This window comes from Mucilaginibacter metallidurans (assembly GCF_003286435.2).
Classification (GTDB): Bacteria; Bacteroidota; Bacteroidia; order Sphingobacteriales; family Sphingobacteriaceae; genus Mucilaginibacter; species Mucilaginibacter gossypii.
This window is the reverse complement of sequence record NZ_CP043449.1, coordinates 6,464,853-6,491,005: the sequence shown is the minus strand read 5'-3', so window position 1 is coordinate 6,491,005 and position 26,153 is coordinate 6,464,853. Positions and strand designations below refer to the sequence as shown.

General features: G+C 41.3%; 29 protein-coding genes. 11 read left to right on the top strand and 18 right to left on the bottom strand.

Translation table 11 applies throughout. From position 1 onward, the window contains the following. The first annotated feature begins 47 nt into the window (after nt 1-47). The 3 genes from DIU38_RS27880 (at nt 48) to DIU38_RS27870 (ending at nt 3,510) form a co-directional block, all read left to right on the top strand. Nucleotides 48-2,708, top strand: coding sequence for a lanthionine synthetase LanC family protein (locus DIU38_RS27880; protein ID WP_112653082.1), 2,661 nt, complete (start codon nt 48-50; stop codon nt 2,706-2,708). After that, on the top strand, nt 2,705-3,133 hold the full coding sequence (locus DIU38_RS27875; protein WP_112653083.1) for a MauE/DoxX family redox-associated membrane protein: 429 nt from the start codon (nt 2,705-2,707) through the stop codon (nt 3,131-3,133). Before DIU38_RS27880 ends, DIU38_RS27875 begins: the two co-directional genes overlap by 4 nt. 89 nt (nt 3,134-3,222) lie before the next feature. Further along, entirely contained in the window at nt 3,223-3,510 is a 288-nt protein-coding gene (locus DIU38_RS27870; RefSeq protein WP_112653084.1) for a DUF6520 family protein, read from the top strand. 138 nt (nt 3,511-3,648) lie between these two features. Here the strand turns inward: DIU38_RS27870 and DIU38_RS27865 are convergent, their stop codons facing one another. From DIU38_RS27865 to DIU38_RS27850, 4 genes are all read right to left on the bottom strand, one after another. Next, nucleotides 3,649-5,073 (bottom strand): TlpA family protein disulfide reductase, encoded by a 1,425-nt coding sequence (locus DIU38_RS27865; protein WP_167516297.1) that lies wholly within the window; start codon nt 5,071-5,073, stop codon nt 3,649-3,651. A 10-nt stretch (nt 5,074-5,083) separates the two neighbouring features. Continuing rightward, complete coding sequence (locus DIU38_RS27860; RefSeq protein ID WP_112653086.1) at nt 5,084-6,478, bottom strand: RagB/SusD family nutrient uptake outer membrane protein; 1,395 nt, start codon at nt 6,476-6,478, stop codon at nt 5,084-5,086. 2 nt (nt 6,479-6,480) lie between these two features. Next, entirely contained in the window at nt 6,481-9,714 is a 3,234-nt protein-coding gene (locus DIU38_RS27855; protein WP_112653087.1) for a SusC/RagA family TonB-linked outer membrane protein, read from the bottom strand. Nucleotides 9,715-9,917: 203 nt separating this feature from the next. Beyond that, on the bottom strand, nt 9,918-10,193 hold the full coding sequence (locus DIU38_RS27850; protein ID WP_112653088.1) for a hypothetical protein: 276 nt from the start codon (nt 10,191-10,193) through the stop codon (nt 9,918-9,920). Between the two features lie 311 nt (nt 10,194-10,504). On the opposite strand from DIU38_RS27850, the gene DIU38_RS27845 reads away from it, so the two are divergent. Further along, entirely contained in the window at nt 10,505-10,732 is a 228-nt protein-coding gene (locus tag DIU38_RS27845) for a helix-turn-helix domain-containing protein (protein ID WP_112653089.1), read from the top strand. On the opposite strand, the gene DIU38_RS27840 is transcribed toward DIU38_RS27845, so the two are convergent. Next, nucleotides 10,722-11,291 carry a hypothetical protein gene (locus DIU38_RS27840; RefSeq protein ID WP_112653090.1) on the bottom strand — a complete coding sequence of 190 codons (570 nt, stop codon included), beginning with the start codon at nt 11,289-11,291 and terminating at the stop codon, nt 10,722-10,724. The genes DIU38_RS27845 and DIU38_RS27840 overlap by 11 nt on opposite strands. Before the next feature lie 391 nt (nt 11,292-11,682). On the opposite strand from DIU38_RS27840, the gene DIU38_RS27835 reads away from it, so the two are divergent. From DIU38_RS27835 to DIU38_RS27820, 4 genes are all read left to right on the top strand, one after another. After that, a complete protein-coding gene (locus DIU38_RS27835) occupies nt 11,683-11,907 on the top strand; it encodes a helix-turn-helix domain-containing protein (protein ID WP_112653092.1) in 225 nt (74 codons plus the stop codon). A gap of 207 nt (nt 11,908-12,114) precedes the next feature. After that, nucleotides 12,115-12,864: a hypothetical protein gene (locus DIU38_RS27830; protein ID WP_112653093.1), complete on the top strand. Its 750-nt coding sequence runs from the start codon at nt 12,115-12,117 to the stop codon at nt 12,862-12,864. 6 nt (nt 12,865-12,870) lie between these two features. Then, complete coding sequence (locus tag DIU38_RS27825; RefSeq protein WP_112653094.1) at nt 12,871-13,488, top strand: OmpA family protein; 618 nt, start codon at nt 12,871-12,873, stop codon at nt 13,486-13,488. Between the two features lie 133 nt (nt 13,489-13,621). Continuing rightward, nucleotides 13,622-15,091 carry an RES domain-containing protein gene (locus DIU38_RS27820; protein ID WP_112653095.1) on the top strand — a complete coding sequence of 490 codons (1,470 nt, stop codon included), beginning with the start codon at nt 13,622-13,624 and terminating at the stop codon, nt 15,089-15,091. A gap of 21 nt (nt 15,092-15,112) precedes the next feature. On the opposite strand, the gene DIU38_RS27815 is transcribed toward DIU38_RS27820, so the two are convergent. Continuing rightward, nucleotides 15,113-15,385 carry a hypothetical protein gene (locus DIU38_RS27815; protein WP_112653096.1) on the bottom strand — a complete coding sequence of 91 codons (273 nt, stop codon included), beginning with the start codon at nt 15,383-15,385 and terminating at the stop codon, nt 15,113-15,115. 60 nt (nt 15,386-15,445) lie between these two features. On the opposite strand from DIU38_RS27815, the gene DIU38_RS27810 reads away from it, so the two are divergent. Continuing rightward, entirely contained in the window at nt 15,446-16,189 is a 744-nt protein-coding gene (locus DIU38_RS27810; protein WP_112653097.1) for a hypothetical protein, read from the top strand. A 20-nt stretch (nt 16,190-16,209) separates the two neighbouring features. Here the strand turns inward: DIU38_RS27810 and DIU38_RS27805 are convergent, their stop codons facing one another. The 11 genes from DIU38_RS27805 to DIU38_RS27755 all read right to left on the bottom strand — a co-directional run bounded on the left by DIU38_RS27805 (nt 16,210) and on the right by DIU38_RS27755 (nt 24,374). Continuing rightward, nucleotides 16,210-16,524, bottom strand: a complete 315-nt coding sequence (locus DIU38_RS27805; protein WP_149354190.1) for a hypothetical protein — start codon at nt 16,522-16,524, stop codon at nt 16,210-16,212. 57 nt (nt 16,525-16,581) lie between these two features. After that, entirely contained in the window at nt 16,582-18,156 is a 1,575-nt protein-coding gene (locus DIU38_RS27800; RefSeq protein ID WP_149354189.1) for a hypothetical protein, read from the bottom strand. A gap of 264 nt (nt 18,157-18,420) precedes the next feature. Beyond that, entirely contained in the window at nt 18,421-19,224 is an 804-nt protein-coding gene (locus tag DIU38_RS27795) for a PRTRC system ThiF family protein (RefSeq protein WP_112652557.1), read from the bottom strand. After that, nucleotides 19,221-19,937: a PRTRC system protein B gene (locus DIU38_RS27790; RefSeq protein ID WP_112652558.1), complete on the bottom strand. Its 717-nt coding sequence runs from the start codon at nt 19,935-19,937 to the stop codon at nt 19,221-19,223. The genes DIU38_RS27795 and DIU38_RS27790 overlap by 4 nt, the downstream gene beginning before the upstream one ends. Next, the gene (locus DIU38_RS27785; protein ID WP_146750386.1) at nt 19,934-21,013 is read right to left on the bottom strand and encodes a hypothetical protein; all 1,080 of its coding nucleotides are present in this window, start codon (nt 21,011-21,013) and stop codon (nt 19,934-19,936) included. Before DIU38_RS27785 ends, DIU38_RS27790 begins: the two co-directional genes overlap by 4 nt. Nucleotides 21,014-21,067: 54 nt before the next feature. Beyond that, a complete protein-coding gene (locus DIU38_RS27780) occupies nt 21,068-21,283 on the bottom strand; it encodes a PRTRC system protein C (protein WP_112652560.1) in 216 nt (71 codons plus the stop codon). Between the two features lie 17 nt (nt 21,284-21,300). Then, on the bottom strand, nt 21,301-21,858 hold the full coding sequence (locus DIU38_RS27775; RefSeq protein ID WP_112652561.1) for a PRTRC system protein E: 558 nt from the start codon (nt 21,856-21,858) through the stop codon (nt 21,301-21,303). A 39-nt stretch (nt 21,859-21,897) separates the two neighbouring features. Then, nucleotides 21,898-22,422 (bottom strand): hypothetical protein, encoded by a 525-nt coding sequence (locus tag DIU38_RS33625; RefSeq protein ID WP_208057671.1) that lies wholly within the window; start codon nt 22,420-22,422, stop codon nt 21,898-21,900. A gap of 12 nt (nt 22,423-22,434) precedes the next feature. Beyond that, nucleotides 22,435-22,812: a hypothetical protein gene (locus DIU38_RS27765; protein ID WP_112652562.1), complete on the bottom strand. Its 378-nt coding sequence runs from the start codon at nt 22,810-22,812 to the stop codon at nt 22,435-22,437. Between the two features lie 50 nt (nt 22,813-22,862). Continuing rightward, on the bottom strand, nt 22,863-23,933 hold the full coding sequence (locus tag DIU38_RS27760; RefSeq protein ID WP_112652563.1) for a DUF932 domain-containing protein: 1,071 nt from the start codon (nt 23,931-23,933) through the stop codon (nt 22,863-22,865). Between the two features lie 36 nt (nt 23,934-23,969). Continuing rightward, complete coding sequence (locus DIU38_RS27755; RefSeq protein WP_112652564.1) at nt 23,970-24,374, bottom strand: single-stranded DNA-binding protein; 405 nt, start codon at nt 24,372-24,374, stop codon at nt 23,970-23,972. A gap of 518 nt (nt 24,375-24,892) precedes the next feature. On the opposite strand from DIU38_RS27755, the gene DIU38_RS33270 reads away from it, so the two are divergent. Both DIU38_RS33270 and DIU38_RS27750 read left to right on the top strand, forming a co-directional pair. Further along, nucleotides 24,893-25,039 carry a hypothetical protein gene (locus DIU38_RS33270; RefSeq protein ID WP_167516296.1) on the top strand — a complete coding sequence of 49 codons (147 nt, stop codon included), beginning with the start codon at nt 24,893-24,895 and terminating at the stop codon, nt 25,037-25,039. 52 nt (nt 25,040-25,091) lie between these two features. Next, nucleotides 25,092-25,628, top strand: coding sequence for a hypothetical protein (locus tag DIU38_RS27750; RefSeq protein ID WP_146750387.1), 537 nt, complete (start codon nt 25,092-25,094; stop codon nt 25,626-25,628). A 40-nt stretch (nt 25,629-25,668) separates the two neighbouring features. Here DIU38_RS27750 and DIU38_RS27745 read toward each other — a convergent pair whose 3' ends face one another. After that, nucleotides 25,669-26,109 (bottom strand): winged helix-turn-helix transcriptional regulator, encoded by a 441-nt coding sequence (locus DIU38_RS27745; protein WP_112652566.1) that lies wholly within the window; start codon nt 26,107-26,109, stop codon nt 25,669-25,671. Between the last annotated feature and the right edge of the window lie 44 nt (nt 26,110-26,153).

Genomic DNA, 26,153 nt, shown 5'->3' with positions numbered 1-26,153 from the left:
GTCACTAACCCCGCGCTAACTTTATTCCATGCTTAACAATCTGTTACATGGAAAAACAGGAATTTAAAATCGCCTCATCTGAAATATCCGAATCGCCATTTCGAGCCTTTCCGGAATTAGTGACTCAAGATGCAGGTGCTAAAACTTATCATTCCTATCTTCAGGATAGGGATGTTCGCTTTATTACCAGGACTCCTAACCTTTTGATAAACGAGGATCGTCAAAAGCATGGTCAGTGGATGCTCCATATTTCTGTAATCAAACAACAGATGGGCCAATTATTGTCCGACATTCTTGACGTTTTAGTAGAATCAGGCTGTGCCTTTTCGATACCTCAAAGTGATTTTCATCATAATATGATTTTAGACGGCAGTTTTGGCGTCGAAGAAATTGGTAAAATCATTACGATATGGCCATACGATACGGTTCAAGCTTCATCACTCGCCGATTATTTAATAAAGCATACGGAAAAATATAACGGCCCAGCTATTCCGGCTGCTGTTCATTTAAAAGCCAGTGTTTATACTTCTTATGGCGAGTATTCGATAAAAAACATTGGCGACCTAAAAACAGCTGCGAAAAAGAGCTGGCCGTTTAAAAGTATAGCGACCTTTCAATTGCCCAGAAATGGTAAATGGATAAATAAAAGATTTTTCAAATACTCAGTTTTGAAAAATGATGCCAAGGGAAATGTATACAAAGGTTTCGATTTTAGCAAATTGACGGATATACAATGGTGTGTCCTTAAACAAGGAAAGAAATACCAATGTGTAGATTCTGCCGGCAGAGACATAAGAGACCGACTCCAATGGCAATTTAAGGTACAAACGGCCTTAGCAGGTGATCTTCCAATACCTAAAGCAATCGATCTTATCAATTTGAATGATGACGTCTATTTTATCATGCAGTTTATCGAAGGCGATTCCTATCACAACCAGATCAGTTCCATCCAGGAAGGGGTTATATGGCATTCGTTGGCTCCTGATCGTCAGGACCGGCTAATCTCGTTAGCGCTTCAGGTCATTGATTTGATTGACGGTATGCATAAATTGGGATACCTGCACAGGGACCTTAATCCTTTGAATTTTATTGTCACACCTGGTGAAAAGGTATTTGCTATAGATCTTGAGCTAAGCTATAATATACTTATTAATCAACCAAAGCCATTTTTTACGCTTGGAACACCTGGATATATGTCGCCTGAACAGGTAGCTGGAAAACAGCCTCTAATTGAAGATGATGTTTATGGAATAGGAGCCATTTTGATTCGAACGTTAACCGGCCTGTCGCCAATTAAATTCAATTTGAGCAATACAGAAAAGCTGTTTCAAAGCATTAACCATTTTATCAATAACAAACGTTTATCAGCTTTGCTTACCTCGTGTCTTAACACTGACGTTAATAAACGGCCCACCTTGTCCTCTGTAGTTAATGAATTAGAGTTCTACAGGTCAATGATTCTTGCCAACAAGCAAAATAATAGCACACGGGAGAAGATTACTGCGAGCAATGATTATTTGAAACAAACGATAAGTTCCGCTATTGAAAGTTTGTTCAAACCGCCGTTATTATCAGAGCAGAATTGGTTGTCGAAAAAAAACATTGATACTGGTAGTTTGGCGAATAGTTATAAGGGGTATTCTTCTTTTCCGGATTTCTATTTGGGGGCTTCGGGAATAATCTATGCATTGATCATGGCAGTGGAAGCAGGCTACGACCTATCTGGAATGCAGTCAACGATATCAAGGATTTATGTAGTGTCGGAAGAGAGTTATAATAAACAACCTGAAAGCCACAATATAGGTTTGTATAAGGGAATATCGGGATTTAATGTGATAACAGCTTATTTGAGCCGAATGGGCTGGATTCCCCTAACTGATGAACAATTAAACCTGATGGCACAGCGATTTTCTCTGAGCGGACGAAACTTTAATTTGTCTGATGGTTTGGCCGGACAGGGATTTGCCATCATGAAATGTGCTGAGATTTTGGGTTTTCCCAATTTGCCATCAAAGGGTTCAGAAATCGCTACGGTGCTTATTAACGCCCAAGGCCGGGACGGCTCATGGGAAATTAAAGAAGACGGCGGCAACCAAGGCGCAATTAAATTTACAGGGTTCTTAAATGGTGTTTCCGGAATATGTTATTTCCTGATGTTTTACGGCTTCAGGCAGAATGATTCAAAAGCCAAAAATGCCGCAAAATCAGGCCTCGAATGGCTTATGAAATTACGGACGAAGTCAAAAACTTCATCTAACTGGCCAGTTAGCGCTGGCAGTACCTATGTCAATCCCTGGTTCGATACCGGGTTTACCGGTGTGGCGTTCCTGTTCATTAGCGCATATCAATTATTCAAAGATCCTTATTTAAAAGAGCATGCATGTGAGTCTTTAATGGCACACCCTGCAGAAATTACCAGTAATTATATCAGTCAGGGAACAGGGCTCGCGGGATTGGGCGAGGTATATCTTGAAGCATTTAAAGTGTTTGGTGATATTGGCTGGATACAAAGAGCAGAGAAAATCGTCGACTTTTTCCTGCAGACGAGCCGCTCAGAAGATGGCGCATTATTTTGGTTGGATGGCAGTGAGGAAAGACCTGAAGCTGCATTTATGACCGGTAATGCTGGGGTCATCCATTTTCTGCTCCGCTATCAATTCCCGGATAAAATTCCATTCCCATTGCTAAGCTTATCTGATGTAAAATGAAAAAACAGTTTGTTATCGACGTTGCCGTTATTTTGTTACTGATCATGTTTTTATATGCAAGTTTCAGTAAACTTTTTGATTTTGCTGCCTTTCAAAGGGCCATGCATAAGCAGCCTTTTCCACATTGGTTCGCAAGCTTGCTTACCTTCCTTATCCCAGCTATTGAAATCGGCGTATGTATTTTCCTATACCGTGAAAAGACGCGAAAAAACGGGTTGTGGGCAGCGGCTGTACTGATGCTATTATTTACCGTTTATGTGGCGGCCATCCTGTTGCACCTATTCAAAAAAGTTCCTTGCTCCTGCGGGGGGGTGATCAGCAGGCTTGACTGGGGGGAACACCTGGAATTCAACGTCTGCTTTTTACTTCTCGCCGGTATAGGCTTGATTCTGCAATACAAAGTTGAAAACAAAATTGGTGGCTGATAGCCACCTGAAGATATTTCACGCGCGAAATCAGGTTAAAACTGGTCCTGCAATAAAACCGGTGTTTTTTAATTTTTAAATACAATATCATGAAAAAGATCAAAATGGGCCTTATGGCCTTAGCTGCGGTAAGCAGTATTGGTAGCGCATTTGCTTTTAGCCCGACGGCCAAACCTAACGCGTTAACCTATTATGCAGTTAGCACGGAAAACCCGTCACAGCCGAATTCATTCTTTTGGACTACTACGCAACCGGCGGATAAGGATTGTACAGCCGGATCTGTAGGCATTTGTACAATTGTTACAAACACCGCTCCTACAAACAACGTAGTTCCGTCAACTCACACCTCAGAGTCTGATAAAGGGATCTATCGCTAAGCTAAGAAAGGAGGCTGTCTCAAAAGTCAGAGAACAGCCTCTTTTTCTTTAATTTATTCGGGGAGGTGATAGAGTAAGTTTTCGTATAGACGATTCTCAAGGACTCGATTTTACTTTTGAGACATCCTCTTTCTTAATTTATTGTTTTAACACTCGCTCCAGTTTATTTATAAAATCCTGGCCGTTATCATCACGCAAGTCGTTAAAATTCGGCGTGAGATGCCCTCTTTTGTCAATAATAAACATCGTAGGAAAACCTTGTATATTCAATTCTTTAATAATTGGATCAGCATTTCCGTTGCCAGAAGTATAAAGGTTTGTACTTAATGTTGAGCCGTATTGATGGGTACTAACAGAATTCAACCACCGTTGCTTAAACTTGTCTATTGAAATAGATAAAAAAACAACTTCTTTATTATCTTTATAATCTTCTTCAATTTTGCTTAAAATCGGTGTCAGCTCTCTACAATTACCACAACCGGTATACCAAAAGTCAAATACAATTGTCTTGCCGAGAAAATTATTTAGATTGATTTTTCTATTATTTTGATCAGTAAGCGAGTAGTTCAGAATATTGGATTCATAATAAACTTGATTTAATCCATTCAGAAAGTCCTTGTAAAACGGATCTTCAGCCAAGGGAATTAACCGGTTGATATAAGGTTTAAGATTGTCCTTTGACTTACTTTTCTGATAAACAAGCGCATAAACTGATAGCGGAACCAAGAGTTTTCCGGAATATTTTTGGTTAACGTAATCAAGGTATTTTGCATCACTAAAAGGTTTAAGCGAAAAAAAGCAAGAATCTAACCGATACTTGCCGTAAACGTAAAGTGGGAAATTACTTCCGATAAACTTATTTTGCAATTTATCTGTTTGGATTTTTCGGGAAATTTCTGGTATAATTCGGTGCTCTTGATATATTTTCTTCAATACTAAAATCGTCGAATCTGGCTGACGTCCTGCTTTCTTCATCAATAGATTATCCTTTTGGGATTGAATTCCATAAAACGCATTCGATTTCAATAAGTTGTAAAGCGATATATTGAAAGCAGATCTATTTTCGGAGAGAAAATTCAGGGCTCTAACGATACTTGAATCTATTTTAGTAAGAATTTTTTCAAGGTTTTCAGGCTTAAAATATCCTTCAAAGTTATTGGAAATGGTGCTAAGTTCCTGCAAATGGTGCACTATGTTATATTGTTTTGCGTTCTCGCGTATAAATTCATATTTGCCTTTTTGCTCTGAAAAACTTGAAGATTTCCCTTTTTCCAGATATAGACTTAAAGAAGGGAGACTTCCATCCTTAGGTAATACCTCAATATGTGTTATGGCCGTTTTGGGGATAAAACTAAATTTTAATTTATTATTTGCGAGTACAATATTTTGGCATTCAATTAGATGAACGGTCGGAGGCAGTTCAGGATGATTATAGATTTGAACCAATACCGTATCGCTTTTTTTAAGGGATGAATAGATACCTTCAATAGTGATTTTTTGTTGGGCGTGTGCCGCACCGATATATAGTGCAAATAATATCGCGTTCAAGATGATTTTCTTCATGATGTAAAATTTATCTGGGATTCTGGGTGATACCTTCAAATGAAATTTCATTGTCGGGAATTGGCATCGCGTACCTGGGATCGTTAGGCGGCAACATATAAGTTGTGTTACCAACAACACGGGCTAATTGCACAGCGTACCGTGGATCTCTATTTAATCGACGTAGGTCAGTCCATCGCAGACCTCTAAATAGTAATTCTTTTCGACGCTCCAATAAGATTTTATTAAGGGCATCATCCTGCTTACTTGCCGAGAATGGAATAAAGGTGTTTGGTTTCCAACGCTTAATTAATAAGGTATTAAGGGCACTCATGGCGCCATCGATGTCATTGCTCCTTGCGAGACATTCTGCTTTTATCAAATACACTTCGTCAGTTGCGATTCCACTATATTTCAAACTTCGAATGTCATATGAGCCGACAAACCTAGGGTATTGCGCTTGGTTACTTAGAATCGTGAAAAGCTTTGTTTTTCGGAGGTCGTTTACGTCATAAAGCGCCACAAATGATGGATTGACATAGTTAAATGTTCGAGAAAAAACAGAGTAATTATTCAACGTGCTATGATAAATATCCTCTTCCAGATATGTTTTGCTGAGGCCTGTGGTACTCGGTGTCGTTAACTTATTATAATCTGTTAAACTACTATACTTCGCTAAACAGGCATTTGCGTAATTTAAAGCTTCAGAATAATCACCTAACGCAAGTTCTATGCGCGCAAGAAGGGCATTTGCCGCCGGTTGCGAAGGTTGGGTTTTCAGTTTAGGAACAACGGGAAGTAAAATTATTGACTGCTTGATATCGGCTATTATTTGCTTATAACAATCTGCCAAGTTTGATCTTTGGGGCCTTGAGTTTAAGTCTGACGTAAGCCTGATTGGGACTCCGGGTATATTGGTTGCGTTACCGGCATTGTAAGGGAGCGCAAATGTTTGTACTAAATTGTAGTACGAATAACCACGGTAGAACAAAGCTGCGCCTTTAATTTGATCTGCTAAAGTTTGTTGTGCGGGAGTGCTTACCTTCGGAAGCGTCTCCAGTATAACATTGGAGTAGTATATAATCGCATAAGGATTATTCCAGTCAGGGATTTGCGTGAAAGTTGCATCATACAGCGTTTTTTGCCAGGTGTATGTATTGCGCTCCAGGTTTAGTGATAGGTTGGGATAAATAATATCTGCAACATTAAAATCATCTGAAGATATTTCACCTAAGGCCGGATCAGCGCCACGATTGAAAATTGTTTCGTTATTTAATAGATTGACTAAGTCATTGAGACTTGATGGTATCGCCAAATTCTGATTGGGTTTTGTATCCAAAAATTTGTCTTCTTTTTTGCAGCTTCCTATAAATATCAATGAAACGGAAAGTGCAAAAGCATATTTGATATTGATTATTGGTTTCATGATTAGAAATTAGTGTTAAGTCCTAAAGAAATAGTAAGAGGCAATGGCAACGATCCGGTAAATAGATCGGGATCAAGGTGGTCTTTATTTGCGCGCCAGATAATGCCGACATTATTCAGGTAAGCGAAAAGAGTCAAATGGTTAATCTTTGACTTACTTGCCAGGTTAAATTTCATTTCGTAAGCAAGCCTGATATCTTGGAGCCTGATATGATCGCCCCTATCTACGAGCGTCTGGGAATAATCATAGAAGGTTTCCCGGTCGTTATTGGAAGGCGGTAGTTGGATCGATGGTACCGTTGTTGAGCTTTCATCACCTGGTTTCTGCCATCTTTTCGAGTAATCGGAATTCCAGCCACCGTATGCTATACCTACATAAGAGAGCGACGTGGAAGTTCGTCTGAAATAATAGTTAAGTTTAAAAATCAGATTTGCCGAAAGTGACCAGCTTTTGTATCTGAAATTATTCCGGAACGAGCCGAAGGTGGTCGGCCGGGATGGCCCGTTATAATAAAGATCAGAAACCGTGGTTTTGGCAATAATGTTAGTGTAATCCGTACTTATCTGGCCGTTGATATAACCCTGCGGGTCCCCGGCGTCGTGCGTCAAAGAACCAGCTTTAAAACTATAAATCCCAAAGGTAGGCGTACCAGCGATGGGGGTGATTGATTCTGCGCCAGCTCTTAGATAATCGATAACGGTGTAGTCCCCCGAATAACTTTTTACTTTATCTATAACATAGCTTAATAGAAAATTAGATGACCATGTAAAGTTAGATAGGCTAACATTTTGAGAATTCAAGACCAAGTCAAATCCGTGTCCGACGGTACTTGCTGTGTTTCCGAAGAAATTAGTTACCCCGGTAGACGGAGGCAGCGGCGAAGGGCCAAATAGATCAGTACTTCGTTTAAAAAAATAATCGAATGAGCCTGAAATAATGTTTTTCTTCGATGCGAAATCAATTCCAAGATTAATCATCCTGTCTTTTTCCCACCGTAATTCGGGGTTTCCGGGGTTTGCAATTTCATTATATGGTTGCCCGTTGAAATACGAATTACTTAGTTGCAATAACGTGGTAACCGCGGTAGCCGATTTATTAATATTGGCGTTGTAACCATAGGTTGCCCTAATTTTTAAATCGGGCAACCAGTCGATGTGATAAAACTGTTCTTTACTTAAATCCCACGCAATGCCCGACGAAAATAACGGCACTGCTTTATTGTTGGTCGCTACTCCAAACAAGTTGGACTTATCAACTCTGCCACTTAGCGAAACTATATACCGCTGTTTATAAGTATAAGAAGCATTTCCAAAATATGAAACGAAGTGGTCTGTTGTTTTGGAGAAATTTTGATTATTGGGTATTTGCCCTGTGCCTAAATCAGGATTTAAGTTGAAAAGATCAGCGAAGTCAATTTTTGATGTACTTGATTCCGTATCCTTATTATAACCATAAGCTGTATTGGAATTACTTTTATTAATTGTGCTGTTTAATTCCGCGCCTAAAATGGCTGTTACTTCGTGGTCATTGCCGAATACATTATTGTAATTCAGTTGTGCCCTAGCCTGGTAGGCGTTAAGAAATCCATTTGATTGCTGCAAAATACCGCCGACCGGAATGGGATAAGTTATAGATCCGTCTGCATTTTTTTGCGAATATTCGTTGATCAGGTTTCTGGCATAATAACTATCAAGGCTGTAGTAATTTGAATTTTGCCCGTTTGAGTTTTCAAACTGATATTTCAAATCCGCATTAAGGCCTTTTATGATTTTGTAGTTAACACCAAAATTCAACAGGTTATCCCGTGAGGAAATTTGGTTATCAGAGAAACTTTGCTCGTCGAGCGGACGATAATTCCAATCTAAATAACCTGCTTGTTGTGCTGTGTTGACGAAATCCAGATTGTAATTTTTTGTTGTTGCGAGGGAATTACCCTTAGGATCTGCAAATTGTGTATAGGGGTAAATATGGTTACCTAAATTCCCTCTTACACCAATGTTGTTCAACTGGCTATTATTCCACTGGTTTGAAATAGTATATCTTGATCCAATGTTAATCCTTAAATCTTTGGTGGGATAGAAATTGAAGTTCGAGCTTAAGGTAAACCTGTTATTCGAGTTACCTGCCAGATTTGAAAGAAGATGGTCTTCGCCGACTGAGATATAGTAATCGCTTTTAAGGCCGCCGCCCCTAATGTTTAAGTTATATTGTTGATTAACCGATTTTCTATAGAAATATTTACTTAAGCCATCCCGGGAGTCAACAGCCCTCAAATTATTTATTGCTGCATTTGCTTCGTCATTGCTAAGTGAACCTGAACGCTGTTTGGCTAAAATTTGCACAACTGGTGAAATAACCTGTGTTGGATCACCTATTTGAGAATCGAAATATCCTTGATTGAAGATTAGTTTCTCAATATCAATATAGTCACCTGATTCCAAGAAATTGGGATCATAATGTAAATCAGGCTTTTTGGCAAACGTTACATTGGCGTTTAATTCAATTTTAAGTTTTTGATTTTCCTTTCCTTTTTTTGTTGTGAGAACAATTACGCCATTTCCGGAACGAACGCCCCAGATTGATGCCGCGGCTGCGTCCTTTAACACAGTAACATTGTCAATATCATTAGGATTGATATTATTTAAGTCGCCCTGGTACGGGAATCCATCAATAACTATTAATGGTTGATCATTAGACAATAAAGTACTGTGCCCCCTGATGTTAATATCGTTAGTTCCGTTAGCGTTGACGGCGGTATTTCGGTTAAATAACAAGCCGGGGACTACGCCTTCTAATTTGCTCAAGATATCTGAACTGGTTCTGCGATTATATAATTCGTAATCTACTGTAGCGAAAGAGCCCGTAGCGCGGTCTTTAGGCAATGTTTGATAACCCGTTGAAACAACACTTACTTCCTTCAGATTATTCCTATCATCGGTAAGAGATATGGTAATATCATATTGATTTTCCACACTGAAGCTTAGCTCTTTTGTCTTGTATCCAATGAAACTTACATTTAATATGCCGCTGACGTTTTTACTGGATAATGTGAACTCACCTTCCTTGTCGGTATGATTTAATATCTGGGTTGTTTTTATTCGGACTGTTGCGCCAATCAGCGGGGAATTCGTGGCAGAGTCAATTACGCGGCCCTTTATTAGGTAATTAGTTTGGCCATGTACCTTAAAAAAAGGACAAAGCGTGGCCAGAGCCATAAAAATGATGATTTTTTTCATGAATGATTTGTAGGGGTTATACTGCAAATCGACGATGACTAAGGTATTTCATGCCTGATTTGCAGGCGTTATTACAGGAAAATTTGGAGGAACTACAGAGAACGGCAACCGGTAAAATTAACTAACTGATCTTATTACCGATTGCCGCCTCCGAACGTTATTCGGGAGGGGAAATTAGAAGCAACCAGGTATGGACAGGATTATTATTCATGTCGATCTCCCTTCTGCTTATTGAAGTTAATAGATTGATGTTCCAGGTAAGCTGCAACGACGAGTTCAGTTAGTTGATCAAAGAATTGAGCGACTTCTTCATCAGAAATCTCCGCTTTGACCTGACAGTCTTTCAGCGCCCAGCATTGGAAGAACTTCCAAAACATATATCTCGCCGAATCCGGCGAATGTTTAGCAAAGAAGCTTTCCATCACCTTTTTTAAAGGTAAACCTGGATAAGGCTGAATGTTATAAAAAACCGCTTCCATGCATCTTTGAGTTTGCAAGTCGGTCCTATGAAAAACACATAGGGTGGACTCAACCTATCGACTTAAGGCACGTGAGAATGGCCCACCCAACGATAAGCGAGCCCACACCTATGGTATAGGATATGGGCGGTCACTTACGTCTCGGAGGGTTGAAATTTCTCACGTTTCTAAGTCGAGACAAAGCGAATGCTTCAGTTAAATCAAGAAGTATCGCAAAACAAATATAATAATCTTTTTGATTTGCGGAAGAATATTACCGCATTTTAGTAAAAATAATCACTCATTTTGAATGTGAATTTTATAACATTGAATTGAAAAGTAATTACGACCATTTGAAAGAAAGTTTTGGAACAAATTTGAAAAAAATCCGAAACGACAAAAAGCTATCACTCAGAGCTCTCGCCGCCAAATGCGATCTTGATGATAGTCAAATTTCAAAAATTGAGAATGCTACTTGGGATGTTCAATTATCAACTATTTTTGAGTTGGCAAAAGGATTGGAAGTTGAACCAAAAGATTTACTGGACTTTAAGATTTGATTGGGTATTCTGAAGTTTCTTTTAATTTCTGATAATCATAAGAATTATCTTTATCTATTTCCGCCAGCTCGTCATAAAATTTGTTTGTCAACTGCTTGTATGAGTTAAAGAGCTTACGTCGTTCAATAACTTGTTTTGCATTAAATTGCCAGGACTGGTCAGCTCCGAAACGATAACATAAATCCTTATAAATCTGCGCCCTTAAAACTTTTAGTCTGAAATCCTCCATTTTTAGCGAGATTGCTTTTTCAACTAAGTTTGCCGCCTGCTGCAAATTTTCCAATGCTCCCTTCTCGCCGGGCGATGGCTTGGCAAGTTGCTCATTAAAGCGGTCTAAAAGCAAGGCTCGGTAAAAAAGGCACGTTGTGTCTTTGGGGCTAGCTTTAAGTTTTTTATCCAGGCTATCGGCTAACTTCGCGTACTTGTCCGGTCGCGGTGTTAAACTTCCATCGTTGATCAATAACTTACCGCTCACTATCCTGGTTGGCAGTTGTGCAAAAGCTGTCGCACAGTTCACCAATATTCCCACTAAAAATATCTTTTTCAAGGCGTTTTTCATAGCACATAGTTTAGATGTGTAATTTACGGCATATAGGTAGTTATAACTCGTTAAAATTATAACTGACGGTTATAAAGAATGGATCACATTTAGTTTAATTAAAATATAAACAAAGACCCAAAGCAAAATTAATCCCGCTGCGAAATACCATTGAATCCTTTTATTTTTTGCCTGCCAATTCTGTCTTTCGGCGTCTGCAGGTACACCATTAAATGGCCTTCTTTTCCCAAGAGGTTGAAATTTTGACATCACGTTAAATTATAATTGGTGTTTAATATTACGAAATATGCCGTTATAATCACTCATGCTCAGACAAATATAGAAAGTGGTGGGTTAATCCCCACCACTTTTGGTCTAAAAAACAACAATTTTCGCTGTACCAAAAATTATAATGCTCAGCGAAGAACACCATGATATTTTGATCAAATTTGGAAAGCATCTCCAGGCGCTTCGCTTAAAACAAAATCTTTCGCTGAGAAAACTTGCCATGAATTGTAATATTGATCATGCTGACGTTAAGAAATATGAGAACGGCGAATTAAACATGACGCTCATTTCACTGACGGAACTGTCTAAAGGATTAAGTATCCCGCTTAAAGAATTGATGGACTTTTAGTCAGCGACATCGTATTTAATTTCTTAAATAACCTCTGTAATTATTAAAATATTAGAGGTGTTAAATCTGAAATCAAAAGTAATACCGCTTGACATATAATTCGACGATGCCCTGAATCAAATACACAGATAGTCAATTAGTTATTTTGATTTTTATTTGTTTTTCACAACATGTGGTTGTATATTTAAATACTTAAACCTAACACTAATGGCAGAATCAGTTCAGCCGGCGGAAGCAGGGTCATCATTTCTAAAATCGGCCCGTGATATCGCCTTCATTATCGCTATCTACCTATACTTTGCAGGGTGGGTTTATATCTATACCTACTTTAGTGCCTTTGGAATTTCTATTGGACAGGCAGGCCTGGAATTTTATTATTTTATCGTTTACTCCGTAAACGTGATCTCGTTTCTGGTCATTGATCATTGGTTTTATTCGTTATTGGCGACAATGATCTTTATTATTCTGATTTATAAAATAAAATGGAGCTGGTTTCCGTATGCTTCATGCATTGCGCTTTTTGGTTTGCTTTATTACTGTGCGATACTTGCGGGTATATCGGACGCAAGAAAAGACTTCGCTTACCGAGGATCCGGGTTATTGCGAATTAAGTTCGTGATGAAAGAAGAAATCAAAAAAGATAAGAATGCTGTCGTCATTGGCGTTCGCGATTCAACAAAATCCATTTCCTCAAATAAGGACAAAACAAAAAAGGAGCCTATCACTGCAAAAGCAGTTGAGGCCTCTCCTGACGACGATGTTATACCAGAGAACATTGACAGCACTTTTACAGCAAACAACAAAAAAGAGAATCTCCGCCTTCTGCTAAATTCAAAAGAGGTCTACGTCGTTATCGTGGCAGATCGAAGTGTAACATTTGATAATGCCTTTGAAAAAGACAAAAAGATATTCACGGTCAAGAAAGAAGATGTAAAACTGTCAAGGATTATTAGATAAATCAAAATGAAAAAATATCTTACAATCGCTTTTACTTTAAGCTCCACCTGCGTTTTTGCACAGGTTGTGCAAACACCCGGAGGTGTCGTAGATTTGAAAACGGAGATGCATTACGGTGGCTATTTACGGGATAAAAGCCACCCGGATAAGCAAGATAAGATTATTTGGTATCCCACTCAAAAGCTATACCGGCCTTGTGCCAAGTATGACCAACTCTTAGAGGTGCCTTCTGGTTTCAAATATGTGGATGTAGACTGCAATTGCACTGAGGCTTTTCCATACAGGTTCGGTCCGGCAAGTGCTTATCAGTCGATCCATTTTGAAGAGAATACGGCCGTTCTAAGTGCCTCTTCTTATGCAATTCTTGATTCAACGGCGGCGGATCTGAAAAATACACACGCAAAGGTAGTATTAGGTGGATATGCGGCAAACGAAGGAACTGCTGCCCAGGCGCTTAGCTTAGCAAAGGACCGCGCAAATTCAGTGAAAACCTACCTTGTTAATGCCGGAGTAGATGCAAGGCTTATCAAGGTAAAAGGTTATGGTGAGACCAAACCAGTAGCTGATAATTCTACCGAAGAAGGTAGGGTAGCAAATAGACGGGTCGAGTTTCAAAGGCAGTAAATTGCTATATAATCAGAATCTCGGTTCTCACTGGCCATATAATCTCATAAATATTTCTTAGTTGCGAGCGTATGTGCATCTATTGTAAGATTTGAATTTTATTATCTTGGTAGGTAACTAAGCGCTTATTATTTTGACTTTTCCCTACGATGAATCTGTTGGTTTAAAACATGTCGGCTATGAGTGCATCGGCGACAAATTCCTGAAAGAAGAAATGCAAAAAAGCGGCAACCGCCGCAAATGCGCTTATTGCGGAAAAGTCTCAAAAGGTTATCGTTTGGTAGATGTAGCTTTAAGGGTGGAAAAAGCTTTTGAAACCTTCTATATTCGTACAGCAGCTGATATGGATGGCTTTGAATACGCCATGCATAATGATCGCGAAATTAGCTATGAATGGGAACGTAATGGCCAACCGGTGATAGAAGCCATTGCTGAGGCCTTAGAAAGCGAAAACGATATTGCCGAAGACGTACAGGCTATCCTTGCCGATAAAAATGCCAATTGGGACCCTTCCGATCCTCTTGAAGAAACTGAATTTCATGCAGATTCCTATTATACCAGCAATGAAACCAGTGATAAATGGTGGCGTGACCAGTGGGAAAAGTTTGAAAGCAGCATCAAATCGCAAAGCAGGTTTTTCAATAGAGAAGGCACTAAATTATTGAAAAAGGTTTTTGAGGGTATCCAGGAAATGAGTGCACGTGGCGGACGTCCCATTGTAAAGACAATTGGGCCACGCACTGGTATCACTTCCGCATTTAGGGCAAGGGTATTTCAGTCAGATGCAAGATTGAGCGATGCGCTCAAAAGCCCGGCGCTGCATATAGGCCCGCCTCCTTCACAATTTGCCAGTAGTGGCAGGATGAATGCCCGTGGTATTTCGGTTTTCTACGGCGCAATTGACGAAGAAACAGCACTTGCGGAAGTAAGGCCTCCTGTTGGTTCACAGGTTATTGTGGGCGAGTTCACGCTAACAAGGCGGCTCAAAGTTTTAGACCTAACTGCTTTGCCGGACATCAAGGCAGAAGGCAGCATTTTCGATCCCGATTTTGCCGCCGAGTTGGAGCGCATTACCTTTTTGAGCAACCTTACCTCGATATTAACAAGGCCGGTGATGCCGGATGATGAAGTTTTTGATTACCTGCCGACCCAGGCGATTGCTGATTTCCTCTCAAGCGAACCGCCATTCGAGTTTGACGGCCTTTTATTTCCATCGGCACAGGTAGAAGGGGCAAAGCAAAACATGGTATTGTTCCATAAATCATCAAGGGTGGCCGAAGAGACATTGCCGGCCGGAACTAAAACTGAGGTACAACTATGGGGTTGGGAAGAAAGCGGCCCGTATCGCAATTATCAGGTTATTGAGAGGGTTCCCGAGGATGTAACTATTGAAACTGAAGAAATACCCTTAGAGGAAAAATCACCGGTAGATGCCCTTTTAGAGGAACTGGAAAGTTCAGGCTCAGCAGATCCTCGTCAGGTTACCTTAAAATTGATTGTAAAATCTGTTAAGGTTCACGTGATCAAGGCAGTAAAAATCCTGAGTGAGGACCACAGTGTTTACCGTTTAAGATATACAGACACGCCCATAACTGATGATTGACCGGGCTTGCTAAAGTCAATGTTAGTTTCCCCGCTCGAAGTACCAGTTCCGGTTGGCACTTTTGCGGACGACCTTGCAATGTTTGAGCAGGTTTAATTTGTTTTCGGCATCCAGTTCCCTTAACAGGTTTCGGATGGGTGAACCTGCCCGGTGATCTTTTTTAAAGATTTCCTTTTGAATGAAAATATCCATCAGATTTTTTGCAATGATCAAATTCTCAGCAGGATTCTCCTGGAAATAATCGCGGACCGCCTGGTCAACCCTGCCTGTTAAATGTATTTTCTTTTCATCCATAATTGTGATAGTTTTAGTTCCTCAAACAGGTATGAACCCACTGGCTTAATTTATTTATAAATGTACAAAGAGAACAAGCAACTGCAAAACCCACCAGATGATACGATACTATTCCGGTATATGGACTTCATCAGCTTCTATTCCCTGCTGCGCAATCAAAACCTGTTTTTTAAACTGATAGATTGTTATACGGATAAACTGGAAGGACTACTTGTAGAGGAAACTATTGAATCAAAGGTCAGGTGGCTGCAAAAGATCGATCCATATATGTCCCTGACAGAAGCGACCCAAAGGGCAAACGAGGAGGCGGAGCATATCAAGGACTACCGGCAATGGACACTTTCAAGCAGCTGGAACATGGATAATAACGAGAGTTATGCAATGTGGAAGATCTATTTGCGGGGATCTGGTGAAGGCGTGGCCATCAAAACAACTGTCGGAAAGCTGAAAGCGCAATTGGCAAGCAATACGAAATTTGAATTTACAGGTGGCTCAGTAACTTATGAAGCGCTAAGCCACTTCAATGTTGGCCAGTTTCATGTTTCTGCGAATAAACGCCCCCCTTATGCCTATGAAAAGGAATACCGGGTTTTAGCTATTAACCAATATGACAAGTTAACTAAGGAACCCCTGTTTGAGATAGGCGCTGCCGTCGATATGAATATGGAGCAACTTATTGACCAGGTTTACATATCTCCGTTCGCAACGGGTTGGTTTGAATCTATGATTAAACAGCTATTAACAGATAGGCTTCCCAATTTAAATAATAGTGATGTCGTCTGGTCAAAAATCCAAGATGTTTAATACTGCCAAAACTTTATAAGTTACACCATGCTATGCGCAAAGAACTGCGGGAAATTCTCTTTAAAGATGGCTTCTTCGTAAACCACTACAATGATCTCTATCTCCTCTTTACTATAGATTGCCTGTAAGCGTTCCGCATAGAAAACATTGCCATCATCCAACGCCTCAAACTTTTTGATCACTTTTTTATCGTCAAAAAAGTCGGTGATCCTAAAGTTAACCGAGTCACCGGTCGCGGGGATATGCGGCGGATTTTCAAAGATGATGTTCCTCGGGCCATTATAAGCCGGGTAGAATAACTGGGTATCAAATTCAAAGCGGACTTTCGTTTTCATAGGCTGACGGACTTGTTATTTTAAATTTCGCTATTAAATATCACAATTACAAATATCTCAGTGCGTATTAGTTGGCAACCCAAGTGGCTGGATTACATTACGTTTGAACCGTCCAAAGTAGGCATAGTCCGTAAAATTCTGAACCCTATGCGGTACCTTATCAAATTGATCCCAGGCCGTGGCAACGATTCCATAATATGGAAAACCTGCTTCTACCAGATTATTTGGTTTTTTAATAATCTCCTCCAATTTTGTTCGCAAGGTATCTGTTTGCCCGTTATCCTTTAAGTTGCAATAAGTTATAAATAACAGGTCAAGCATCCTGATCTTATCCTTTTCCGGGTATTCGTTAGAATCATTAACCACCTGCAATACCCTACCGATGCATCTTATAATATCATAATACAATCCAGTATGCTCTCTTTCGTTAGCAAACTCAAGCCATTGCTGGAGGGTATCAAAAATATTTTCGATGAATTTATGGCCCACCGTTTTTCTGATGTCTTCCACGGGCGGATTTTTCTCCCATGCTTTGATGATCTTTTCAATGATCCGGTCATAATAAAAGAGCCAGAAATGTTCACCGTCATGCAGTTTATTAATGGCTTCGATAATCAGAATCTTATAGAATTGAAAGAAGAATTGGGTTTTAAATTCCCAAAGCTGGTTGTCAGAAAAATATTCCTGATAAAGTGGGCTATCCAAACCCTTTTGAATTTCCTCCTGGAGTTCATGCACCGCGGTATCACCGAAGGACTGCCAAATCTTGCTTTTCGCGGAAACCGTCAAATCTTCCAGTAAGCCTGATAGTATTTTATTTTCCTCGTGAAATCGTACCGGCTGACCGGTATCGAAGGATTCGCTTGCTTTCAGTTCCTTTTTTAACCAGTAATTTTTGTCCCGCAGCAATTCATTAAAAAAAGAGTTAATTAATTCTTTCGGATATTGGTCGTCCTGCGCGGCAGTAAAGTGCCGGTAAATATCCGGGAAGAAATACGGGCGAAGATTGGCGGCATGGCAAACAAATCCCGGCGTGTTGATAATAGCGTACAGCACACTACGGGCATATGTACTTCGGTTATTCCATGATAGCGGAAATAGCCCGGCTATAAATCCAGTCCACCAATTAGCTACTTTAACTTGCCATGTTTCTGGTTCATCAATTTCAATATCCGGTTCGGGATTGTCTTCCTTGACTTGCTTTTTACTCACCCATCGGATAATATCATTTTTGTGGTATCGCTCGATCAGGTCAATTAAAAAGGATAATTCCAAGTTCTCGATCTGCTTATTATAAAAAGCATTGACCTTTTCAATCTGAAATTTGGCATAGAATGAACCGTAGATCTTATAAAAAAGGTAAATCAGACTGATGAGCGTAATGATATAGGCCCAATGCCGTGGCTGGTGCAAACCGAAACCATTAAAGTAAAGCGAATGAATCACCCAATCTTTTTGCTCAAAATCGGGATAAAACACAAAATAATTGATCAGCACCAAAGCCAAACAAAAAAGCCACCTGTCCAGCTTGGTGAATTTCAGCAGCAGGTGCGCCCGGTTCTTTTCGTTAATGATAGCGATCAGCGCGATGATCAGCGTTAACAAAACAATAATATCGTTGATCGTCATCATAAGAAAGGGTATCAAGTAGTGAAAAGGTCTCTAAAATTATGCTTAAAGATACAAAACCAGCATAATTATTAAAAAACAGCCTGTGTTTTGTTAAAGCGGGGAAACCCTGAGAGGGCGCTGCTTTAATGAAAGTCAGGCTACCTTATCGCCGCCCGGCCTGTTGCGGATCAAGGAGCAAGTGGCCGGGTGGCGCGATTTTTTTTGCCTCCCAATCCCTAAAAGGCGGGATTTCTCCCGCACTTATTAGCACCTAATAACCGATTATCACGCCACTTTTAACGGCACGGTTTTGAACTTTTTGATATTGATAAATACACCCCTGTATTCAATCATACCCTCGCAGAGCAATTGCCAAAGCAATTCTGCACCGTTAACAGCTAAGCCAGTATTGACAAACAAATCCTGTTTCTTTAGGGCTTCTGCCTGTGAACAGCTTGGTTCGTCGTTATCGTCTACTTCCTCCAACAGGTGTTTAAATTCATCGGTGACTTTGGGCAGTTCGGCGACGGTTCGGAAACGTTCCGAGTCGGGCTGTTTGATTTCGGTTAAGGTGGCCAATAATACCTGGCCTGTAATCCTGCCGTTCCCGCAATCCATCCAGTAAAAGGGCTGGGCACGGTCGTTACGGCTGTTTCTGCAAACTTTTCGTAAAGCGTTAGCAATATCAAAACGTGCGCTAACGGTATCTACACAAGTAATGTAGATATTGGCTTTACCCGATGATGGTAACAGGTGCAGGGTGTTGGTGCTGAACCGTTCGGGTATGGCTTTCCAGTTGGTGCCATTGCTCCGGTTGATACGGTTGATCAAGATAACAGATTTGTAATGCCCGATTTCCGATTGGGCAAATAGCTGCCGTCCCCTGTTGGCATCACTGATGATGTCATCATCGAACACATTGACCTGCAAGCCGGGGCGACCGAATGCCTGTAAGGATATATGTATCCTGAGCAGTTCAGTGAGCATGCGGTGGCCTGTGCCACCTGCACCAATCAGGTTAACGGTTATGGGGTTGGTCGGGTCAACCAATGAACTGGCGGTAAAATGTATGGCGGGTAGTGTTTTCATTTGATGAGGTCTTTAACGGTGGTTTTAAATGGGATTAAGTTGTCGGCGGGGAATGGCGCATCAGTACCAATCAGCTTTTTCCAAAGCTGAACGATATTACCTTTTACGGGGCTTACGCCGCCGAGCGTATGGCTGAAAAAGCTATTGAAAAAATAGATTTGCCATTGGCGCATAAATTCCTCCAAACCGCAATCTTTGGGGATTTGGATAGAAACCGTGCCGAGACAAACTTTACCATCGGCGTAAATATTGAAGTACGGGGCTTTGTGCAGGGTTGAGGTTAAGTTCACAGGCTCGTCCGTATACAGTGCATAAACATAAAGGGTAGTGCGGGAGGCTTTCCAAACCATCGGCGGGATATACGCCTCCCCGTTGGGGATGCCTAAATCGTCCTTGAATAACAACCTTACCTTTTGCGCCGGGGTCTGCCAAAGAGCAAAAGCATTGCGCCCACGGTTGATGTACAATACGTTTTTGGGCATTAGGCCTATGGGGTCTAAAAAGCTGGTTTGCAAATCTTCCGAAGTATCAAGGGCTTTAGCTAACGAAATGCTTTCCTGTAACGATAAAGGGTGCGCATTAACGGGCTTACCATTCTTGTCCATATCGAACGCTTCCACATAAACATTTTTCTCCTGAGGTTCGCGATAAATAACAAAAGCCTTCAGCGGTTCGTATAGTTTTCCAAAACTATGGGTGATGTTCTCTCTCATGGTAAATCAAATAAAATGGTGGATAAACTGAGTACCAGTTCGTATAGCCGGTGTTCAAATTCAAGGGTGCGGGGTTGGTTGGTGTTGCCTTCATAATCAACGACGATAGTCGGCTGATGCACGTAGCTGAAATTCCCGAGGTAGTCATTTACATTCTGCTCGATCCTATCATACAGCCAGCCCGTACCATCGGCAATAAAAGAGATATAAGCATCGCATCCGGCAGTGTCATCCCAATCTTCCAAATCGCTCAGGTGCTGCCAAATGTGATTGGCCGGAAAATCACGGTAGAGCGACAAAGCCTCAGCAGCCATGTTCAAACAATCATCATCCCGCTGGTTCTGCGGATGGAAACGCTGAATTGCTTTTTCCAAATTTTGCAGGTGGTAGGGACTGCGAATTTTTCGCAGCATGATGTCGCTGCATATCTCCGTGCGGTTGATGTCGGCCATATCTTCTTCGTAATCGTCAGGACTTTCTTCCATTGTTTCTAAAAAATATTCTTTAAACATTTCATATTCCCCGGCCATAAAACTCTCCTGTTCCCTGTGGTAAGGAACTCCGGCCTCTCTGTACAGGTAGGACATCACCGCAAGTAGAAGATTACCCGTTGCCCTGTTTTTACTATCCCGCAGGAAACGGTAAAGCGGGATAACCGGAATATAATACAGGGTTTGCCCGAACTCAAATTCCTGTTTCGTTGAGAGCGCAACGGCATCATTATCATCTTTGGTAATGACCAGTTGAACTTCGTAAGGTTGCCTGTTCAGCTTGATGGACAGGTCATGATGGCTGAGTAAGATGTTATAGGGATATGGCAGGTGGCTTACATCCAACTGCTGTATTCCGTTCACATTGCACAATTCCGTTATCGATTGAAAATACCCCTGCTCAACTTTTTCCCGGTCAGGCAATTGGGATTCCGACACGCAAAGCGGTAAAAAGCGATGGTTCATAAAACCATCGGCACATGAGGCAAGGGTATCGATTTGGCTTTGTCCCTTTGCACGGCTGCTGCGTCCGACAGTTGGTTGAGGCTTTCTGCGAATGTTGCTAATTGTTGATAGAGTTTGCATTGTCTTTTGGATTTAGGCAGGCTGATAAAGCCTGCCTGTGTGTTGTTTTTCATGTTATCCTTTTGTGCCTAATGTGGTGACAAACTGGTATTGGGCGGTGTCGTTCTTAAATTCCGGCCCAATGATTTTGGCAGTTGCCAAAATCGCATACAGGGCAGCATAAGAATCACACACTTCTTCGGGGCTAAGGTTTCTATCGGGGTCGGTCAATAATATTTCCTGCCCGTTTTCTTTATGGATAAAAACCCTTGGTAATAAATCACTAAACATGGTCGTATCTGTTAGGGTTAGAATAATTTGATTTGTGCTAATTGTTCCTTTTTGCGGTTGAGGTCAATCCGCAGGTTTTTTAACTCGGTTTCCTTTTCGGGGTGTTCCTCAATGGGGGGTAACAGGGCTAAAGCTTCCTCGTATTTGCAATCAGCCTGTAAATCATGAATTGCCTTGATAGCCGTATCGTAGGCCTTTTTCTTTTCCGCTTTCGGGTCGGGCAGTTCCTGGTCGGGGCTTTTGGCAACCGTTGGTGTCGCAGGTTTGGCGGTTGTGGTGGCTTTGGACAGGTTTTTTGCTTTTTCCAGTCCTTTGCGGTAATCTTCCATATTATGAAATACCCCTGCGGTTTCCTGTATCGGTTTCTCTATGGTATCAAAAAAGGTGTTGTCTACCTCTTCGGCTGTACCGCTTACAATAAAAGGCGGTACGACTTTGGCTGCTTGTGTGCCGTTTTTAGGCAGGTTATATAAACCCATAATTTTTACTTTGCCCTGCTCGTCGGTGGTAATGCTGATATTCCAAACGCCGGGGGCGTTCAAGCTGATGATATTTTGAAAAAAGTTAGTTGTCATTTTAGTAAAATTTGAATGGTCAATAATTCGTTATTCCGGCTATTCGTCTTTCAGGATGATTATAGTATTACCCTGCATTTTGTAGATAAAAGCACCGTTGGATAATAATCTACGGCGGTTCAGTTCTACCCCCTCATCGTCCCATTTGAAATCCGGCAACCCGTTAATACGCTTTACCAGTTCTTTATTAGTTATGTTCCTGAATTTGCGTTTAGTGAATAATTCGGTTTCCGTTTCCAGTTTTTTGAGGTAAGAGATGTAACGCCCTGTCAGGTCGATACCTTTTTTTAAGGTGTCCTTGCCGTAGTTATAATGTTCCTCGTAAAAACCGATATGCTCGTTTTTCAGGTCGATAATGTAACGGTAGTCTGCGTTGGTGCGCTGTCCGCCTAATGTGCAATGCTCCGTTATCAATGCCATTTCCTTTTTAGCATCGTGAAAAGACAGTAAAGGCAATAGCAAATGCTCTACAATATATCCCTGTTCGGGTGCGCTGCTTCCATCTGCAACGCATTGCAGTTTGTCGCCATTTGATAAAGTGATATGAAGATTTGAACGTGTCATGTGTGTGTGGGATTAAGGGTTAAAGAATAGGTCAACGGCGGTTTTGAATTTGGGGTCGCCGTGTTTGCCCTTTTCGGTATAGGTTACGAGGCAATGGTTTAAGTACAAAGCGCCGTAACCGTCAAAAAGCTGGTCGGCAAAAACGCTGCTGCTTTTTTCCAGTTGCTTGCCGTAACGCTTGATTTTGCGGTCGGATTCTTCTGCTAACTCAAACCAAAAATCCACGCCGAACAATTGATTTTTCCAAACCTTGCGCACTTCATCGGGGTGCGTTCTCATGTATTCGGACAGTTCACGGGTAAAGGCTAAAAAGCCGGGTATTTCGTGTATAAATAAGCCGTGTACCAGTTTGGCCTTATCTACATTAGTGAAGTTATTTAATGTTTTCATCGTTAAATCTTATTAGGATTTAAAGGGGGATTGCTCCCCCTTTTGAGCGGTTAGTTAAGAGTTAAAAAATTGGCGTTAAGGTGCTTGGAAAAATTCCGGCACAGGTCGAATGCGGTCTGGCCTTTCAGTTTGGCGTTGCCCTCGATGATGGATTTAAATTTGGCTTCCCCGTCTTTGTAATTGCGGACGTTTTGGAAATAGCCGGTGATGGCATTGTAGGCACCAAACACAGTTCCCGCTGTTGTTTCCATCTGCTGTGAGGGGCAGGTCATGGCATACTCAAAAGCCTTATCTACCATGTTGGTGTAAACGGTGGATAGTTCTTCGTTTTTCCCGTTTAACAGGTTTTGTACGGTTTCCTTATTGGGTGCAAGTGCCATTTCAATCAGCTTTTTCACCTCTTTATCAGTGATGCGCACTTTTGACCAGTGATTAAAGATATCGTTCAGGTCATTGGATAGATTGTTGGTAATGCCCATCAGGGTATGCGCCTGTTTCAGGCGGTCGTTAGCCGAGGCGGTATGCCTGATTTTGATAGCGTTACGGTGGTTGGACAATGCGGCGTTAAGGGTATTGTTGCAGACAATGCGCACGGGTGTAAATGCTGCCATAATACTGCCGAGGCCATCGTGGGAGGTGGTCAGGAAAAGGTATTGTTCAATAAAATCATCCTTGCCCACTTTAATATAGCCGGGGAGTTTGGCAGTAATAAAAATGCGTTCGCCCTTTCCTAAAGCCCCTGCGGTTTCGTACAGGATACCATCCCCGCCACCTACGATAGCATCAAAAAAGCTGAATGCATCCCGGTTTTGTACGATTTTGTAATCCTTACCCACTACGCCTAATACCTGCTCGGTATCGGTGCGGATGGTGGCAAAATAGTTGGGTACTTCAATTTCGGGAATAATGAGATCGGTGTCGGGGTCGCCGTTGTGGTTTTCGCTATCATAGGTAAACAGGGGGCGTTTTTCTACGGTATAATCCAATCCTGCATATTGGATGGCTTGGCTACTTGTCGGGTAATCCTCCACGATTTTGCCTAATCCGTGCCATGCTTTTTCTTTACGGCTGAAAAAGCTGTATTCATTGGTATTGTTATTGAAATTTAAGTTATGAGCCATGATGGTAATTTTTAAAGGTTTGAAATGATGGGTTAATTAAAATGGCAGGTCGTCGTCGTCAGCCCCCGCGCCTGTGGTGTATGGCGGGTTGCCCGCTTTTTCCGGTTCTGCTTCCGTGCGGGTTGCGGTGCTTAGGGATGAAAAAAGCTTGATTTTGTCCACGGAGCAAACAAGCCGGGATTTGGCCGTTTGGTCTTTGTTGCTGAGATAGGCTTGGGCTTCCATCCATCCGTTAATTTCCACGATTGCCCCTTTGGTGAGGTAAATAGCGAGGCCGGGGTTTACCCAATAGGCGCAATCAATAAAGGCCGTTTTTTCCTTTTTTTCGCCAGCTTTGGTTTTGAATTTGGTGTTGAGGGCTACGGTGAAATTGGTGACTTTCTTGTCGTTTTTGAGTTTTTTGACTTCGGCATCTGCGGTTAGTCGTCCTGTGAAAAGCATAATAAATTTGTTTTTAGTGAATAAATATTTCGTTTCGCTTTCCTTTTCCCGCCGTGACTTTTGGGATGATTTTTTTCAAAAGAAAAAGGGAAAAAAGAAAGCAAATCGAAACGCCCGTACGGAGAAGAAAGGAAACGGAATAAGTGCCGGAGGCTGAAGGAACGAGGTACGAGTGACTGAATTATGCCGTAGTCTTTCTTCAACCCAAAAACTACTACGGGCGTGATTTTAGCTGCGCTTTTTACCCGTTTCGACTGAAAAAAAATAGGTTTTAATAAAAAATGCCATTGGAGCCGTAGGCGATTAACAACCCCAAACAGATCGGCGTTTTAACCTGGATATCTGTTAAAAATGGTAAACCATCCGTTAGGGATAGCAATGGAAATCCTTTGAAAAAGATTGCAATGGATAGCCCGGCCGAAGGCAACGGCCGGATTATTTTTTAGGAATATGAAGTGTGTGTTTTTACTTGGGAGCCTTATCTTCGTTGCTGCCGGAAAACCGGCGTTGTAATTAAGATGACGGACGAAACAATCTCACAAATCATTAAGGCGCTGAATAAGCCAAACCCTAAGTTTTTTATAACAGCACAGCCGATTGGCTTTGATGTGCATTTTGGTTTGGTATGGACAGACCTGGATTTTAAGAAAAACGGGAAACCATGAGCCGAAGAATTTCTATTTTATCGGTAACGGGAAGGGAAAATTTGTGGGTGCTGTGTATGACATGATCGGTGACCTGCATTGGTATGTTGAACCGAGAAGCAGGAAAAAAGGTTACCTGGGCAGGGCCTTAAGCCATGCGATACTGCCGCATTTGGCACGTTCGCGCCGTAAGCAGGAGATCAGTATAGATGAAGAAAATATAGGAGAAGAGAATTACAATGATTCGCTGAACGTAGCGATGGGTGCCGGGTTCCGGATCAAGCGTACTCCGCAGCAACGGACCATATGTGTACAGGATTTAAAACCCTATAAAACGTTGCCTTTGGAAATAACCCATGTTGGAATGGATCGGGAACGCCTAGCTGAACTGAAGCGGGACATGAGTGAAGTAGTAGGTAAACTATGGTGTATCCAGGCGGAGGTAGAAATGAAACTAGGTAAAACATACTATACCCGTCAGCTGCAAGGGTTTGTTAATGATTTGAAAAAATATCGGACTTTGAAAATGGAGGATGCACTAATCTATTTTGAAGATTCGCAGGCCCGCCGCAAAAGTGCGATCAAAAGGGAAACAAACAACCTATCCTGAGAGCCGGCCTTACAAAAGGCAGTAACGGTTGTGTCCGGAATCAATAAGCGATTGCTTTAATAACGCCTTGAGCGCGCAATTTCTGCTCGATATCAGCTATTAATTTTGTTCTGTTTTTTGTTTCCATCGCACCACTATGTTCCATTGTGCCGAATGGTCCATACTTGAGACCCCATAAAGTTAAATCGACTATAACGGGTATAAGATCGAATGCTTTTTCGGTCAGTTTATATGGCCGGTTCCAGTGCCGTGCCTGACTACCGGATCTGGATATAAATCCATGTTCCGTTAATTTTATAAGACGGTCGCGGGCAATGTTAGAAGCTATCTTTTCCTGGGAGTTCAGGAAATCAGAGTAGGTACTTTTCTCAAAAAGCATCATATCTCTGATGATAAGCAATGACCATTTATCGCCAATAAAATCAAGTGAAAAGCTAATAGGACAGTTCGATCTCTGGGTAATTGTATTTACGTTTTTCATTATTCAAGGTTTAAACAGGCTAAAATAAATTAGTACTGTCGGTT

Bases quoted from the DNA above. Each gene is read 5' to 3' on its own strand.
- DIU38_RS33270 (WP_167516296.1), top strand. From the start codon at position 24,893: ATGACGGACGAAACAATCTCACAAATCATTAAGGCGCTGAATAAGCCA.
- DIU38_RS27875 (WP_112653083.1), top strand. From the start codon at position 2,705: ATGAAAAAACAGTTTGTTATCGACGTTGCCGTTATTTTGTTACTGATC.
- DIU38_RS27760 (WP_112652563.1), bottom strand. From the start codon at position 23,933: ATGGCTCATAACTTAAATTTCAATAACAATACCAATGAATACAGCTTT.
- DIU38_RS27830 (WP_112653093.1), top strand. From the start codon at position 12,115: ATGGCAGAATCAGTTCAGCCGGCGGAAGCAGGGTCATCATTTCTAAAA.
- DIU38_RS27880 (WP_112653082.1), top strand. From the start codon at position 48: ATGGAAAAACAGGAATTTAAAATCGCCTCATCTGAAATATCCGAATCG.
- DIU38_RS27825 (WP_112653094.1), top strand. From the start codon at position 12,871: ATGAAAAAATATCTTACAATCGCTTTTACTTTAAGCTCCACCTGCGTT.
- DIU38_RS27775 (WP_112652561.1), bottom strand. From the start codon at position 21,858: ATGACAACTAACTTTTTTCAAAATATCATCAGCTTGAACGCCCCCGGC.
- DIU38_RS27860 (WP_112653086.1), bottom strand. From the start codon at position 6,478: ATGAAACCAATAATCAATATCAAATATGCTTTTGCACTTTCCGTTTCA.
- DIU38_RS27855 (WP_112653087.1), bottom strand. From the start codon at position 9,714: ATGAAAAAAATCATCATTTTTATGGCTCTGGCCACGCTTTGTCCTTTT.
- DIU38_RS27745 (WP_112652566.1), bottom strand. From the start codon at position 26,109: ATGAAAAACGTAAATACAATTACCCAGAGATCGAACTGTCCTATTAGC.
- DIU38_RS27785 (WP_146750386.1), bottom strand. From the start codon at position 21,013: ATGCAAACTCTATCAACAATTAGCAACATTCGCAGAAAGCCTCAACCA.
- DIU38_RS27805 (WP_149354190.1), bottom strand. From the start codon at position 16,524: ATGAAAACGAAAGTCCGCTTTGAATTTGATACCCAGTTATTCTACCCG.
- DIU38_RS27815 (WP_112653096.1), bottom strand. From the start codon at position 15,385: ATGGATGAAAAGAAAATACATTTAACAGGCAGGGTTGACCAGGCGGTC.
- DIU38_RS27790 (WP_112652558.1), bottom strand. From the start codon at position 19,937: ATGAGAGAGAACATCACCCATAGTTTTGGAAAACTATACGAACCGCTG.
- DIU38_RS27835 (WP_112653092.1), top strand. From the start codon at position 11,683: ATGCTCAGCGAAGAACACCATGATATTTTGATCAAATTTGGAAAGCAT.
- DIU38_RS27800 (WP_149354189.1), bottom strand. From the start codon at position 18,156: ATGATGACGATCAACGATATTATTGTTTTGTTAACGCTGATCATCGCG.
- DIU38_RS33625 (WP_208057671.1), bottom strand. From the start codon at position 22,422: ATGACACGTTCAAATCTTCATATCACTTTATCAAATGGCGACAAACTG.
- DIU38_RS27865 (WP_167516297.1), bottom strand. From the start codon at position 5,073: ATGAAGAAAATCATCTTGAACGCGATATTATTTGCACTATATATCGGT.
- DIU38_RS27780 (WP_112652560.1), bottom strand. From the start codon at position 21,283: ATGTTTAGTGATTTATTACCAAGGGTTTTTATCCATAAAGAAAACGGG.
- DIU38_RS27840 (WP_112653090.1), bottom strand. From the start codon at position 11,291: ATGAAAAACGCCTTGAAAAAGATATTTTTAGTGGGAATATTGGTGAAC.
- DIU38_RS27870 (WP_112653084.1), top strand. From the start codon at position 3,223: ATGAAAAAGATCAAAATGGGCCTTATGGCCTTAGCTGCGGTAAGCAGT.
- DIU38_RS27850 (WP_112653088.1), bottom strand. From the start codon at position 10,193: ATGGAAGCGGTTTTTTATAACATTCAGCCTTATCCAGGTTTACCTTTA.
- DIU38_RS27810 (WP_112653097.1), top strand. From the start codon at position 15,446: ATGTACAAAGAGAACAAGCAACTGCAAAACCCACCAGATGATACGATA.
- DIU38_RS27755 (WP_112652564.1), bottom strand. From the start codon at position 24,374: ATGCTTTTCACAGGACGACTAACCGCAGATGCCGAAGTCAAAAAACTC.
- DIU38_RS27795 (WP_112652557.1), bottom strand. From the start codon at position 19,224: ATGAAAACACTACCCGCCATACATTTTACCGCCAGTTCATTGGTTGAC.
- DIU38_RS27765 (WP_112652562.1), bottom strand. From the start codon at position 22,812: ATGAAAACATTAAATAACTTCACTAATGTAGATAAGGCCAAACTGGTA.